This window comes from Enterobacter cloacae complex sp. SHL001 (assembly GCF_049236825.1).
Classification (GTDB): domain Bacteria; phylum Pseudomonadota; class Gammaproteobacteria; order Enterobacterales; family Enterobacteriaceae; genus Enterobacter; species Enterobacter hormaechei_C.
This window is the reverse complement of sequence record NZ_JBMKIP010000002.1, coordinates 74,934-89,285: the sequence shown is the minus strand read 5'-3', so window position 1 is coordinate 89,285 and position 14,352 is coordinate 74,934. Positions and strand designations below refer to the sequence as shown.

At 50.9% G+C, this 14,352-nt stretch carries 14 protein-coding genes; 8 read left to right on the top strand and 6 right to left on the bottom strand.

From position 1 onward, the window contains the following. The 7 genes from hisD to hisIE are packed head-to-tail and all read left to right on the top strand — an operon-like array spanning position 1 to position 6,117. On the top strand, positions 1–1,305 hold the full coding sequence (hisD, locus tag ACOTYH_RS05900) for a histidinol dehydrogenase (RefSeq protein ID WP_017693108.1): 1,305 nt from the start codon (positions 1–3) through the stop codon (positions 1,303–1,305). Then, positions 1,302–2,363 (top strand): histidinol-phosphate transaminase, encoded by a 1,062-nt coding sequence (gene hisC / locus ACOTYH_RS05895; RefSeq protein ID WP_017693107.1) that lies wholly within the window; start codon positions 1,302–1,304, stop codon positions 2,361–2,363. Before hisD ends, hisC begins: the two co-directional genes overlap by 4 nt. Then, positions 2,360–3,427 (top strand): bifunctional histidinol-phosphatase/imidazoleglycerol-phosphate dehydratase HisB, encoded by a 1,068-nt coding sequence (hisB, locus tag ACOTYH_RS05890; protein WP_108394030.1) that lies wholly within the window; start codon positions 2,360–2,362, stop codon positions 3,425–3,427. The genes hisC and hisB overlap by 4 nt, the downstream gene beginning before the upstream one ends. Then, positions 3,427–4,017: an imidazole glycerol phosphate synthase subunit HisH gene (hisH, locus tag ACOTYH_RS05885; RefSeq protein ID WP_421637612.1), complete on the top strand. Its 591-nt coding sequence runs from the start codon at positions 3,427–3,429 to the stop codon at positions 4,015–4,017. Before hisB ends, hisH begins: the two co-directional genes overlap by 1 nt. Then, the gene (gene hisA, locus ACOTYH_RS05880; protein WP_086626294.1) at positions 4,017–4,754 is read left to right on the top strand and encodes a 1-(5-phosphoribosyl)-5-[(5-phosphoribosylamino)methylideneamino]imidazole-4-carboxamide isomerase; all 738 of its coding nucleotides are present in this window, start codon (positions 4,017–4,019) and stop codon (positions 4,752–4,754) included. The genes hisH and hisA overlap by 1 nt, the downstream gene beginning before the upstream one ends. Continuing rightward, positions 4,736–5,512 carry an imidazole glycerol phosphate synthase subunit HisF gene (hisF, locus tag ACOTYH_RS05875; RefSeq protein WP_003859481.1) on the top strand — a complete coding sequence of 259 codons (777 nt, stop codon included), beginning with the start codon at positions 4,736–4,738 and terminating at the stop codon, positions 5,510–5,512. Before hisA ends, hisF begins: the two co-directional genes overlap by 19 nt. Beyond that, a complete protein-coding gene (hisIE, locus tag ACOTYH_RS05870) occupies positions 5,506–6,117 on the top strand; it encodes a bifunctional phosphoribosyl-AMP cyclohydrolase/phosphoribosyl-ATP diphosphatase HisIE (protein WP_023306558.1) in 612 nt (203 codons plus the stop codon). The genes hisF and hisIE overlap by 7 nt, the downstream gene beginning before the upstream one ends. A 39-nt stretch (positions 6,118–6,156) precedes the next feature. Here hisIE and wzzB read toward each other — a convergent pair whose 3' ends face one another. After that, positions 6,157–7,137: an LPS O-antigen chain length determinant protein WzzB gene (wzzB, locus tag ACOTYH_RS05865; protein WP_017383294.1), complete on the bottom strand. Its 981-nt coding sequence runs from the start codon at positions 7,135–7,137 to the stop codon at positions 6,157–6,159. Between the two features lie 192 nt (positions 7,138–7,329). Between wzzB and ACOTYH_RS05860 the strand changes: the two genes are divergently transcribed. Further along, the gene (locus ACOTYH_RS05860; RefSeq protein ID WP_421637611.1) at positions 7,330–8,334 is read left to right on the top strand and encodes an NAD-dependent epimerase; all 1,005 of its coding nucleotides are present in this window, start codon (positions 7,330–7,332) and stop codon (positions 8,332–8,334) included. Between the two features lie 49 nt (positions 8,335–8,383). Here the strand turns inward: ACOTYH_RS05860 and ugd are convergent, their stop codons facing one another. The 5 genes from ugd to wzy form a co-directional block, all read right to left on the bottom strand. Then, entirely contained in the window at positions 8,384–9,550 is a 1,167-nt protein-coding gene (gene ugd, locus ACOTYH_RS05855) for a UDP-glucose 6-dehydrogenase (protein ID WP_017693100.1), read from the bottom strand. Positions 9,551–9,802: 252 nt separating this feature from the next. After that, the gene (gndA, locus tag ACOTYH_RS05850) at positions 9,803–11,209 is read right to left on the bottom strand and encodes an NADP-dependent phosphogluconate dehydrogenase (RefSeq protein WP_045897098.1); all 1,407 of its coding nucleotides are present in this window, start codon (positions 11,207–11,209) and stop codon (positions 9,803–9,805) included. Between the two features lie 137 nt (positions 11,210–11,346). Further along, positions 11,347–12,228 carry a glycosyltransferase family 2 protein gene (locus ACOTYH_RS05845; protein WP_421637610.1) on the bottom strand — a complete coding sequence of 294 codons (882 nt, stop codon included), beginning with the start codon at positions 12,226–12,228 and terminating at the stop codon, positions 11,347–11,349. 35 nt (positions 12,229–12,263) lie between these two features. Then, complete coding sequence (locus ACOTYH_RS05840) at positions 12,264–13,076, bottom strand: glycosyltransferase (protein ID WP_017383290.1); 813 nt, start codon at positions 13,074–13,076, stop codon at positions 12,264–12,266. Positions 13,077–13,080: 4 nt separating this feature from the next. Next, on the bottom strand, positions 13,081–14,352 hold the full coding sequence (gene wzy / locus ACOTYH_RS05835) for an oligosaccharide repeat unit polymerase (RefSeq protein WP_017383289.1): 1,272 nt from the start codon (positions 14,350–14,352) through the stop codon (positions 13,081–13,083).

The window sequence follows — 14,352 nt, the reverse complement described above, 5'->3', positions numbered from 1 at the left end:
ATGAGCTTTAACACAATCATCGACTGGAATACCTGTAGCGACGCGCAACAGCGCGAGCTGCTGATGCGCCCGGCAATTTCCGCCTCGGAGAGCATCACCCGCACCGTGGCGGAGATCCTCGATAACGTCAAAGCCCGCGGGGACGATGCGCTGCGCGAGTACAGCGCGAAGTTTGATAAAACTGAGGTCGACGCGTTACAGGTTACCGAGCAGGAAATCATTGATGCCAGCAATCGTCTGGGTGATGACATCAAACAGGCGATGGCCGTCGCGGTGAAAAATATTGATACCTTCCACACCGCGCAGAAATTGCAGGCGGTGGATGTGGAAACCCTGCCCGGCGTACGCTGCCAGCAGGTGACACGCCCGGTGGCGTCCGTTGGCCTCTATATTCCCGGCGGCTCTGCCCCGCTGTTTTCGACCGTCCTGATGCTGGCCACCCCGGCACGTATTGCCGGTTGTCAGAAGGTGGTGCTCTGCTCTCCTCCACCGATCGCCGACGAGATCCTGTACGCGGCGAAGCTGTGCGGCGTGCAGGCGATCTATAAAGTGGGCGGTGCGCAGGCGATTTCCGCCCTGGCGTTCGGGACGGGATCCATTCCGAAGGTCGACAAAATCTTTGGCCCGGGCAATGCCTACGTGACCGAGGCGAAACGCCAGGTCAGCCAGCGTCTGGACGGCGCGGCGATTGATATGCCTGCCGGTCCGTCTGAGGTGCTGGTGATTGCCGACAGCGGCGCTACACCGGATTTCGTGGCCTCTGACCTGCTCTCGCAGGCCGAGCACGGCCCTGACTCGCAGGTGATTTTACTGACGCCAGATGCCGACATGGCAAAACGCGTGGGCGACGCCGTTGAGCGTCAGCTGGCTGACCTGCCGCGGGCGGAAACGGCGCGTCAGGCGCTATCCGCCAGCCGCCTGATTGTGGCCCGCGATCTTGACCAGTGCATCGCCATCTCCAACCAGTACGGTCCTGAGCACCTGATTATTCAGACCCGCAACGCGCGCGAACTGGTCGACAGCATAACCAGCGCAGGCTCAGTGTTTCTCGGCGACTGGTCACCGGAATCCGCCGGGGATTACGCCTCCGGCACCAACCACGTGCTGCCGACGTATGGCTATACCTCAACCTGCTCCAGCCTGGGGCTGGCGGATTTCCAGAAGCGCATGACCGTGCAGGAACTCTCCCGCGAGGGATTTGCCTCGCTGGCGTCGACCATTGAAACCCTGGCCGCCGCCGAGCGCCTGACTGCCCACAAAAATGCCGTGACGCTGCGCGTTGCCGCCCTGAAGGAGCAAGCATGAACATCGAAGAATTAGCCCGCGAAAATGTCCGTCGCCTGACGCCCTATCAGTCTGCGCGTCGTCTGGGCGGGAACGGCGACGTCTGGCTGAATGCCAATGAATATCCCACGGCGGTGGCCTTTGAGCTTTCGCAGCAGACGCTGAACCGCTACCCGGAGTGTCAGCCGAAAGCGGTGATCGAGAACTATGCGCAGTATGCAGGCGTGAAGCCTGAGCAGGTGCTGGTCAGCCGTGGGGCTGATGAAGGGATTGAGCTGCTGATCCGCGCCTTCTGTGAGCCGGGTAAAGACGCGGTGATGTACTGCCAGCCCACCTACGGGATGTACAGCGTGAGCGCCGAAACCTTTGGCGTGGCCTGCCGCAACGTGCAGGCGCTCGACAACTGGCAGCTGGATTTGCAGGGCATCGCCGATAACCTCGACGGCGTGAAGGTGGTGTTTGTCTGTAGCCCGAACAACCCCACCGGGCAGATTATTCATCCGCAGGATATCCGCACCCTGCTGGAGATGACGCGCGGCAAGGCGCTGGTCGTCGCTGATGAAGCCTATATTGAGTTCTGCCCGCAGGCGACGCTGGCAGGCTGGCTTGAAGAGTATCCGCATCTCGTTGTGCTGCGTACCCTTTCCAAAGCCTTCGCCCTCGCCGGCCTTCGCTGTGGATTTACGCTGGCGAATAAAGCGGTTATCGACCTGCTGCTGAAAGTGATTGCCCCGTATCCGCTCTCAACGCCGGTTGCCGATATTGCGGCACAGGCGCTGGCCCCGCAGGGCATCAGCGCGATGCGCGAGCGTGTGGCGCAGATCCTGGAAGAGCGTCAGTATCTTGTCGATGCCCTGAAAACGATTCCGTGCGTGGAGCAGGTGTTCGACTCGGAAACCAACTACATCCTGGTGCGCTTCACCGCCTCAAGCGCGATATTTAAATCGTTGTGGGATCAGGGCATTATCTTACGAGACCAGAATAAACAACCTACCCTGAGCGGCTGCCTGCGTATTACCGTCGGCACCCGTGCAGAGAGCCAGCGCGTGATTGACGCCCTGAAAGCGGAGAAAGTATGAGTCAGAAGTATCTCTTTATCGATCGTGACGGCACCATCATCTCGGAGCCACCCAGCGATTTTCAGGTCGATCGTTTCGACAAGCTGGCCTTTGAACCCGATGTGATCCCGGTGCTGCTGAAGCTTCAGAAAGCAGGCTATAAGCTGGTGATGATCACCAACCAGGACGGTCTGGGCACCGACAGCTTCCCGCAGGTAGACTTTGACGGCCCGCACAACCTGATGATGCAGGTGCTGACCTCGCAGGGCATCGCCTTCGACGAAGTGCTGATCTGCCCGCATATGCCTGCCGACGAGTGCGACTGCCGCAAGCCAAAAGTGAAGCTTGTTGAACGTTATCTGGCGGAAGAGGCGCTGGATAAAGGCAACAGCTATGTGATCGGCGATCGCGTCACGGATATCACGCTGGCGGACAACATGGGCATTGCGGGCCTGCGCTATAACCGCGACACGCTAAACTGGGCGATGATTGGCGAGCAACTCACCAGACGCGACCGCTATTCCCACGTTGAACGCAACACCAAAGAGACGCAGATCGACGTGAAGGTCTGGCTCGACCGCGAAGGCGGCAGCAAGATCCACACCGGCGTCGGTTTCTTTGACCACATGCTGGATCAAATCGCCACTCATGGCGGCTTCCGCATGGAAATCGCGGTGAAGGGCGACCTGTATATCGACGATCACCACACCGTGGAAGATACCGGCCTGGCGCTGGGCGAAGCCCTGAAGCTGGCGCTCGGCGACAAGCGCGGTATCAACCGCTTCGGCTTTGTTCTGCCGATGGACGAGTGCCTGGCGCGCTGCGCGATGGATATCTCCGGGCGTCCGCACCTTGAATACAAAGCCGACTTTACCTACCAGCGCGTGGGCGATCTCAGCACCGAGATGGTGGAACACTTCTTCCGCTCGCTTTCTTACACCATGGGCCTGACGCTGCACCTGAAAACCAAAGGCAAAAACGATCACCACCGCGTCGAGAGCCTGTTCAAAGCCTTTGGCCGTACCCTGCGCCAGGCGATCCGCGTGGAAGGTGACGCCCTGCCCTCGTCGAAAGGAGTGCTGTAATGAACGTGGTGATTCTGGACACCGGATGCGCCAATCTGAACTCCGTACAGTCGGCGATTATGCGCCACGGCTACGAGCCGGTGGTGAGCCGCGACCCGGACGTGGTGCTGCGCGCGGATAAACTCTTTCTGCCGGGCGTTGGCACCGCCCAGGCGGCGATGGATCAGATTCACGAGCGCGAGCTGGTGGAGCTCATCAAAGCCTGTACTCAACCGGTGCTGGGCATTTGCCTCGGCATGCAGCTGCTTGGCCGCCGCAGCGAAGAGAGCAACGGCGTTGATCTGCTGGGCATTATTGAAGAAGACGTGCCGAAAATGACCGACCACGGCCTGCCGCTGCCGCACATGGGCTGGAACCGCGTTTATCCGAAGGCGGGCAACAGGCTGTTCCAGGGTATTGAAGACGGCGCGTACTTCTATTTCGTTCACAGCTACGCCATGCCCGTGAATGCCTACACCATCGCCCAGTGCAATTACGGCGAGGCGTTCACCGCCGCCGTGCAGAAAGATAACTTTTACGGCGTGCAGTTTCACCCGGAACGCTCCGGCGCCGCCGGTGCGCAACTGCTGAAAAACTTCCTGGAGATGTAATGATAATTCCCGCTTTAGATTTAATTGACGGCACGGTTGTTCGTCTCCACCAGGGCGATTACGGGCAGCAGCGCGACTACGGCAACGACCCGCTGCCGCGGTTACAGGCTTACGCCGCGGAGGGCGCTGAGGTATTGCACCTGGTCGATCTGACCGGCGCGAAAGATCCGGCCAAACGCCAGATCCCACTGCTTAAAACACTGGTGGCTGGCGTGGACGTCCCGGTGCAGGTGGGCGGCGGCGTGCGTACGGAAGCCGATGTTGCCGCCTTACTGGACGCGGGCGTGGCGCGCGTGGTAGTGGGTTCGACCGCTGTGAAAGATCCTGAGAGTGTCAAGGGCTGGTTCCGCCGCTTCGGTGCGGATGCGCTGGTGCTGGCGCTGGATGTGCGCATTGACGCGCAGGGTAACAAGCAGGTCGCGGTCAGCGGCTGGCAGGAAAACTCCGGCGTAACGCTGGAAGAGCTGGTCGGGATGTATCTCCACGTAGGGCTGAAGCACGTCCTGTGCACGGATATTTCACGCGATGGTACGCTCGCAGGATCTAACGTCTCACTGTATGAAGAGGTTTGCGCGCGTTATCCGCAGGTGGCGTTTCAGTCCTCTGGCGGTATCGGCGACCTGGCGGATATCGCCGCTCTGCGCGGAACCGGTGTACGTGGCGTGATCGTGGGTCGCGCGCTGCTTGAAGGCAAATTTACGGTGAAGGAGGCGATTCAATGCTGGCAAAACGGATAATTCCCTGCCTGGACGTGCGTGATGGTCAGGTTGTAAAAGGCGTGCAGTTCCGCAACCACGAGATCATTGGCGACATCGTTCCCCTGGCAAAACGCTATGCCGAAGAAGGCGCAGACGAACTGGTATTTTACGATATCACCGCCTCCAGCGATGGCCGCGTGGTGGACAAAAGCTGGGTGGCGCGCGTGGCAGAGGTGATTGATATTCCCTTCTGCGTGGCGGGCGGGATTAAATCTGCTGACGATGCGGCGAAGATTCTCTCTTTCGGTGCGGACAAAATTTCGATTAACTCCCCTGCGCTTGCAGATCCGGAACTGATTACGCGTCTGGCGGACCGCTTTGGCGTGCAGTGCATTGTCGTGGGGATCGACACCTGGTTTGATACCGCGACAGGCAAATATCACGTTAACCAGTACACCGGCGATGAAAGCCGCACGCGCGTCACCCAATGGGAGACGCTGGACTGGGTGCAGGAAGTACAAAAACGCGGCGCGGGTGAGATCGTGCTGAACATGATGAACCAGGACGGCGTACGCAACGGTTACGACCTCGAGCAGCTGAAAAAAGTGCGCGCGGTGTGCCAGGTTCCGCTGATTGCCTCCGGCGGCGCAGGCACCATGGAACACTTCCTTGAAGCCTTCCGCGATGCGAACGTGGACGGCGCGCTGGCGGCCTCCGTGTTCCACAAACAGATTATCAATATTGGTGAGTTAAAAACGTACCTGGCCGACCAGGGCGTGGAGATCAGGGTATGTTAACAGAGCAACAACAGGCGCAGCTGGACTGGGAAAAAACTGACGGATTACTGCCGGTGGTTGTACAGCATGCCGTTTCAGGCGAAGTGCTGATGCTGGGATACATGAACCAGGAGGCACTGGCAAAAACGCTCGACAGCGGCAAGGTGACGTTTTTCTCGCGCACCAAACAGCGCCTGTGGACGAAAGGGGAAACCTCAGGTCACTTCCTGAATGTGGTCAGCATTACGCCAGATTGCGACAACGACACCCTGCTGGTGCTGGTCAACCCGATTGGGCCGACCTGCCACAAAGGCACCAGCAGCTGCTTCGGCGAGGCGAGCCACCAGTGGCTGTTCCTCTATCAGCTGGAACAGCTGCTGGCAGAGCGTAAATCAGCGGATCCCGAGAGCTCGTACACGGCGAAGCTGTACGCCAGCGGCACCAAACGTATTGCGCAGAAAGTGGGTGAGGAAGGCGTTGAAACGGCGCTGGCGGCCACCGTGCATGACCGTGAGGAACTGACGAACGAAGCGTCGGATTTGATGTATCACCTGCTGGTGCTGCTTCAGGATCAGGAGCTGGATTTAACGACGGTGATTGAGAATTTGCGGAAACGACATAAATAAAAAAAGACCGGGGAGACCCGGTCTTTTTTTGTGTGTAAATCAGGCTCTTGGTTTGTAGTTTCTCAGCGCGTTACGGCCGAGGACGACAGCAGAACCGATGATCCCGCCGAGGAGAACGGCAAGGATGAGGGTGATGGCCTTTTTAGGGCTGTCACGCTTGATTGGCAGATCTGGTTTCATTACGTAACGATACACGTGTACTGTGTCTGGGTTAACATTGAGGTTTTCAATGTCCAGTAAGTTCTTTTTGGTCTGATAGTAAGAGGTGGGGAAGACCAACGGACGGGACGCCTCGTTATCAACCATTGATTTGAGCGCTACGGTGCCCAGCAGGAACATGGTTTCCTGAGTAACATCCTGCGTTTGCTGGAGCTGCGGTGTGCTAATTTTCGCCGCTTCCGCGTTCTTAAGCGCCTCAGAAATTTGCTTGATACGCAGATCCTTTTGTTCCTGAGCCACTTTTTCCTGGTTCAGAAGAGAGTCGTTCAGGGTTGTGATCTGCTGCTTGAGGTTGTCTCTGAGGTCAAGCGTTAATTCTTTTGCGGTCTGTTCGTCGACCTGCTGGATGTATTGGGCCAACTGCTTTTGTGCTGCTTCAGCAGAATCACTCTGATAGCTTACTGTTAAAGGTAAAGATTGTCCTTTAACCGTCGGTTCAATAGTCAGCTTCTCTGGTGCATCCTGATTCTCAAGAGCCTGCGCTAATGCTGAGAAGGAAGAGTTGAAACGTCCAATGGCACGATTCTGTATGTCAAGCGTTGAAGGTGCTGCACCACCATAAAGGATATTCAACGCATTGGAATAGGTGGCGATCTGTGCCGCATCAGGCTGAGCAATGATGGCGGATGACGTCCATTTTTCTTTTACAGCTGTAAGATATACAGCCGCGAGAACGATAAAAGCAGCAATAAAAGCCCCTATTACCCACTTACCACGCCACAGCTGTAGCGCTAAATCCAGTAAATCAATTTGCTCCGGGTCATTGTTGCGTGCGACCAGGTTATTGTTGTTTTGCGTCATACAATCCCTAACAAATGAAAAAGGGCAAAAATAATCTTGTTTCCTTAGTGTATCTGTTGCTGGCGATTTTTCTATAAGAATCCGATGAGTTATATCGGAAAGATGGGTTATGTAAGTGAAGTGCGACGCGCTATCATAGACGGATTCTGATGTCCTGGGACATCAACAAGAACACTGTGAATGAGGGAAGCTATGAAATTTCTGGTAACTGGCGCGGCGGGCTTTATCGGTTCTCATGTCAGCAAGCGCCTGCTTGATGCAGGGCATGAAGTTGTTGGGCTTGATAATCTGAATGATTACTATGACCCTAACCTCAAACTCGCTCGCCTCGAACTGCTCAAATCCGAGAGTTTCACCTTCCACAAGCTGGACTTAGCGGACCGCGAGGGCATGGCTGCGCTCTTCGCAAATGAGAAATTTGACCGCGTAATCCATCTTGCCGCACAGGCGGGCGTGCGTTACTCGCTGGAAAACCCGAATGCCTACGCTGATGCAAACCTGGTAGGTCACCTTAACGTGCTGGAAGGCTGTCGCCACAACAAGGTTCAGCATCTTCTGTATGCTTCATCCAGCTCTGTATACGGCCTCAACCGTAAGATGCCGTTTTCTACTGACGACTCCGTAGACCATCCGGTATCCCTGTATGCGGCAACCAAAAAAGCCAATGAGCTGATGTCGCATACCTATTCGCATCTGTATAACCTGCCGACCACTGGCTTGCGCTTCTTTACCGTCTATGGCCCGTGGGGACGCCCGGACATGGCGCTGTTTAAATTCACCAAAGCCATGATTGAAGGCAACAGCATCGACGTATACAACTACGGCAAGATGAAGCGCGACTTCACCTATATCGATGATATTGCGGAGGCGATTATTCGCCTACAGGACGTCATTCCTCAGGCCGATACCGACTGGACAGTCGAAACCGGTTCGCCAGCAACCAGTTCTGCCCCGTATCGCGTGTATAACATCGGTAACAGTTCACCTGTCGAACTGATGGATTACATTACCGCACTTGAAGAGGCGCTGGGCAAGGAAGCGGTAAAAAATATGATGCCGATCCAGCCGGGTGACGTGCTGGAGACCAGTGCGGACACCAAAGCGCTGTATGACGTTATTGGGTTTAAACCACAAACCTCAGTCAAAGAAGGCGTGAAAAACTTCGTCGACTGGTACCGCAACTTCTATAACGTTTAAAAACAAAAAACCCGGCAGATTGCCGGGTTTTTTTATATCAAGATTTTAATCAGTCGCTGCCGAACAAATCGCGGGTATAGACTTTATCTTTCACGTCCGCCAGCTCTTCCGCCATACGGTTGGAGATAATTACATCCGCTTCTTTCTTGAATGCATCCAGATCGCGAATGACGCGAGAGTGGAAGAACTCGTCTTCCTGCATGGCCGGTTCATAAATAATGACCTGTACGCCCTTCGCCTTAATACGCTTCATGATCCCCTGAATGGAAGAAGCGCGGAAGTTATCGGAACCGCTCTTCATGATCAGGCGATACACGCCCACCACTTTCGGCTGACGCGCGAGAATGGAATCCGAGATGAAGTCTTTACGCGTGCGGTTGGCATCCACAATGGCGGAAATCAGGTTGTTCGGCACCGCCTGATAGTTAGCCAGCAGCTGCTTGGTATCTTTTGGCAGACAGTAACCACCGTAACCGAAGGACGGGTTGTTGTAATGGTTACCGATACGCGGGTCAAGACACACGCCCTCGATGATCTGACGGGTGTTCAGACCTAAGCTCTCGGCATAGCTGTCAAGTTCGTTGAAGTAAGCCACACGCATCGCCAGATAGGTATTGGCGAAAAGCTTAATGGCCTCTGCCTCGGTTGAATCGGTGAACAGGACCGGAATATCTTTTTTGATTGCACCTTCCTGAAGCAACGCAGCAAAACGCTCCGCACGCTCGGAACGCTCGCCAATCACGATACGGGATGGGTGCAGGTTATCGTATAACGCCCTGCCCTCGCGGAGAAATTCCGGCGAGAAGAAGACATTATCAATACCCAATTCTTCTTTAATCGATTTGGTGAAACCCACTGGAATTGTCGACTTGATGATCATCACCGCGTTCGGGTTGATTGCCGTAACGTCTTTAATCACCGCTTCAACGGTAGAGGTATTGAAGTAGTTGGTTTTAGGATCATAGTCGGTTGGCGTGGCGATGATGACGAAATCCGCATCGCGGTAAGCATCTTCTTTGTCCGTGGTAGCGCGGAAGTTCAGCGGTTTGGTCGCGAGGTATTCTTCAATTTCTTTATCGACGATCGGGGACTTCTTCTGGTTAAGCAGGTCCACTTTTGCCTGCACGATATCCAGCGCAACCACTTCATGGTTTTGTGCAATCAGAATACCGTTTGAGAGACCAACATAGCCTGTTCCGGAGATAGTTATTTTCATTCGTTTAACTTCTTCAAGTTTGAGTTTCTGGAGGCGTAAGCACACCACCGCAATAAACAACTGTTGAGGTTTTTACCTCTTAAGTTGAGGGACTGTCAAGACGAATGCCTTGCTTCAGAAAGGGATAAATGTAGTGATTTATGCGGCAATGAAAGTGGTTGACTGGAGAAAGTAAGTCAACATGGGCCTGAAAGCGATAAAAAAGCCCGGTGAGACTCACCGGGCCATGCTATCAGACTGAGTTAAATCAGATTAATCCAGCCATTCGGTGTGGAACACACCTTCTTTATCCGTACGCTTATAGGTATGCGCACCGAAGTAGTCACGCTGTGCCTGAATCAGGTTCGCTGGCAGAACGGCAGCACGATAGCTGTCGTAATATGCCACCGCTGCGGAGAAGGTCGGAACTGGGATACCGTTCTGCACCGCGTACGCAACAACATCACGCAGCGCCTGCTGATAATCATCTGCAATCTGCTTGAAGTAAGGCGCCAGCAGAAGGTTCGCGATACCTGCATTTTCAGCATAAGCATCTGTGATTTTTTGCAGGAACTGAGCGCGAATGATACAACCGGCACGGAAGATCTTCGCAATCTCGCCGTAGTTCAGATCCCAGTTATTCTCGTCAGATGCCGCGCGCAGCTGAGAGAAGCCCTGCGCGTAAGAGACGATTTTACCCAGATACAGCGCGCGACGGACTTTCTCAACGAACTCAGCTTTGTCGCCGGCTGGTTTAGCCTGTGGACCAGACAGCACTTTAGATGCCGCGACGCGTTGCTCTTTCAGAGAAGAGATATAACGTGCAAATACAGATTCGGTGATCAGGGACAGCGGTTCACCCAGATCCAGAGAGCTCTGGCTGGTCCATTTACCGGTGCCTTTGTTAGCGGCTTCATCCAGAATCACATCAACCAGGTATTTACCCTCTTCATCTTTCTTGGTAAAGATATCTTTGGTGATGTCGATAAGGTAGCTGTTCAGCTCGCCTTTGTTCCACTCGGTGAAGGTCTCTGCGAGCTCCTCGTTGGAGAGGTTCAGACCGCCTTTCAGCAGAGAGTAGGCTTCAGCAATCAGCTGCATATCGCCGTATTCAATGCCGTTGTGAACCATTTTCACGTAATGACCAGCGCCATCAGGACCGATATAGGTCACGCATGGCTCGCCGTCTTCAGCTACGGCTGCGATTTTAGTCAGAATAGGCGCAACCAGTTCGTACGCTTCTTTCTGACCGCCAGGCATGATGGATGGACCTTTCAGAGCGCCCTCTTCACCGCCGGATACGCCGGTACCAATGAAGTTGAAACCTTCAGCAGACAGTTCACGGTTACGACGAATGGTGTCCTGGAAGAAGGTGTTGCCGCCATCGATAATGATGTCGCCTTTATCCAGATATGGTTTCAGTGAATCGATAGCTGCATCGGTACCTGCGCCCGCTTTCACCATTAACAGGATACGACGAGGTGTTTCCAGAGACTCAACGAACTCTTTAACCGTATAGAAAGGAACCAGTTTCTTGCCTGGATTCTCAGCGATGACTTCTTCGGTCTTATCACGGGAGCGGTTGAAAACGGAGACGGTATAACCACGGCTTTCGATGTTGAGCGCCAGGTTGCGCCCCATCACTGCCATACCGACAACGCCGATCTGTTGCTTGGACATTACATACTCCTGTCAGGTGTGGTCGCCGCGACACTTGCGCGGCTAGAATGTATAGTCAATGTTAACTCAGGTTGCCGACGAATGTGTAGTAGAAGGTGCAATCAGATGCAGACGGTAATTAAATTCACTATGAGTCACTACGCAAAGAGATATTTGCGTTTCAATATTGAATAAGGTGTCAATAGCAATATGAGCCCTTTAAGCGAAAATACCGAAGTCAACGAGAGGAAAGCGTAACGCATTCTGTGTATATAAGAAGTTGATGCAGCCGATAGCGCAACGCGAAAATAAAGATTAGCCATAAAGTGATTTCGCTGATTATCATTAATTAGTGTACTGTATTTATTCAGCAAAAACTCCCCGGTTTCAAGATACTTCATAAAATTAGAACTTATTTGCTTCTTATTATTATGAACTGTATAAATGACTGTGGCACTATTATCATGCTTAATCTTGCAATGCTGAGACATTCTGATCCAAAGATCATAATCCTGCATGCAAGGCAACGCCTCATCAAATCTTCCCGCCGCCAGGAAAAAACTCTTACGAATCAATACTCGTGATGTCGACCCGATCACATTGCCTCTGGAGAGCAGAGCCTCGGTGTAATCATCATAGTCACGAGGAAGTACGGTTCGTCGAACATTATTAAGCTCTGAACTTAAAACTATTTTTATACCAGTAAAAACAAGCCCAATCCGATCATCTTTTAACAGAACATTTATCCTTTTTTGGAAGGAATCCTTTTCAACTGCATCATCATCATCTAACAAAAAAATGTTTTCGGTAGAGGAAAGTTCAACCCCTTTATTTCGGGAGTAATTAGCCCCCATGCTTGACACATTATTTTCTACTATTAAAATGACGCCCCCAAAATCAATATCTGAAAAATCAGGTTTTTTACCACCATCATTCACGATAATAATTTCTTTCGGAAGTAACGATGAATTAAGTATGCTATTTACGGCTCTACGAAGAAAATCCAGTCGGTTTTTTGTTGTAATTACAATTGAAAACATTACCCACCTCATTTACAGCAATAAAATGTCGTCAGTTAACGCATGTTGCGATACATAAAGCGCATAAATGAAACAGGCAATAGGTGAAAAACAACTCGTGACGTAATCAATAAAATGTTTTTAACCGTAAGTTGTTTTAGAACTATCATATATTTAACGCGTAATTTCACTTCACTTATCGATTTTTTGAAACCACGGCGGCGCAGAATAGTATCTTCAGTCAGACGATAATCAAGTAACACCTTATCGACATTGCCGAGCGTATAACCGGTGCTAATCAACTCAAACCATAATGCCATATCTTCCGTATAGGTTGTATAAGTTGGGTAGCGATGACCGCTTGCAAAAATATGACGTCGGAACATCACAGTTGGATGAATGAAAGGACATCTGGCGATACTGAATTTTACTAAATCCTTATGGGCTTTAGGAAGACACTTTTCCGTTAAGGCATAGGTGCTACCGAACTCCTGACAATACGTTCCACAGAGATCAACCTCAGGATGCATCTCAAGAAAAGCAATCTGTTCGGACATTCTCTCTGGTCGTGAGATATCATCGCTATCCATTCTGGCAATAAAAGCGTAATCCTCCTGAAGAACGCGGTCGATTAGCGTATTGAGCCCATGAGCTAACCCTTTATTTACCGAACCGGTAGTTAACTTCACTTGATTAAAATGGAGATAGCTTTGCAAAACATCGTTAAGTTGCGAAGGTATTTCACCATCCTGGTAAAGAAAAATATCACATGGGTAAGTCTGATTAATCAAACTATCTAATGACACTTTAAACGCTTCCGGGTCATCAGATTTATAAATTGACATAATTACTGCAAGTTTACCGTCCATACTATTACCTGCGAGGTTGTATCTGTTTTCGTCCCACATTAAAAACTTGCAATGCCATAATGACGGAAATAAAAACTAATAATGATTGAATGTAGTTAATAAATGGGATGAACCAACCGTGACATACCAGAAATAAACACATTAGCCAGGTTAACGTTAAGAAGTAACGACTAGACATCAGTTTTCTGGAAAGAAGTATACTGAGGAAAATAAATATTATCATCAATGTATAAACCAGTATACTGTAAAAACCAAAGAAAGGGATATATCCCAGAAAACTGATATGTGAAGACCAGGTATCTTGACCATTTATTGCTGTTGCCATAAAGTCTTGTGGCGCTAAACCTGTCGCAAAAACATTCTCTCCGAAGACTCTTCTGAGCACTGCATCAATAAACCAGTATGAGGAAAGGAAACTATATCCACCGTTTACCGCATTATTGTATGCATTTGATAAAGCCTCCCAACGTTCCATAATGAATTGTATATTCGCAACCATTTGAAAACGCTCAATACTTTTAAAGAAAAAGTCGAAATACATTTCAACAACACCGTCACTAATATTATTCTGGAAAGTGCTGACTAATGCCACATTTTGCCGACCGCTGCTGACAATTGCATATTTCAAAAATCTAATAACTGGATAAATAGCTAACCCTAATGCGGTTAGCGTAAATAATTTTCTGCCCGTAACCTTAACCTGTTTAAGTTGAAGATAAATAATGAATAAGGCAAACAAAGTCAGGATATTAATTGTCTGTGCGCTGACAATAACATACACTATATATAACAATACATTCAGTAGAAATAGTTTATTTACCCGAAAAGGTACTGCTCTATAGAAAAGATAAATCAGTGCAAAGTTTACAGGCTGAAAAATAGAAATCAAAAAGAAATAAAACTTAGAACTACCGTCAGGCTCATCAAGTTTTAGCCCAGAGATTCCAACATTAAGATTAATTGCTGCATGGATGGATAATGACAATAATATAACTACAAAATAATCCAAGAGGTTGCTTCGGCAGTATGATAATTCTCTCACCCTTATTTTTTCAAAAAAAGGGAAAAGGAATGAAAGTATAAAATAAAAAATAGATAATACGATTATGATGGCGATAAACATCAAGGTAGGTTCGGTGGAGTATTCCCTTTGAAAATCACCACCCAAGCTTCCATCATAGATAAAATAAAAACCGCAAACTACGTTAAAAAAAAGATAAATTGTTAAAAAAAATCTTCTTATTAGTAAGGCCTGGTTTTGTTCAATATAGGACAT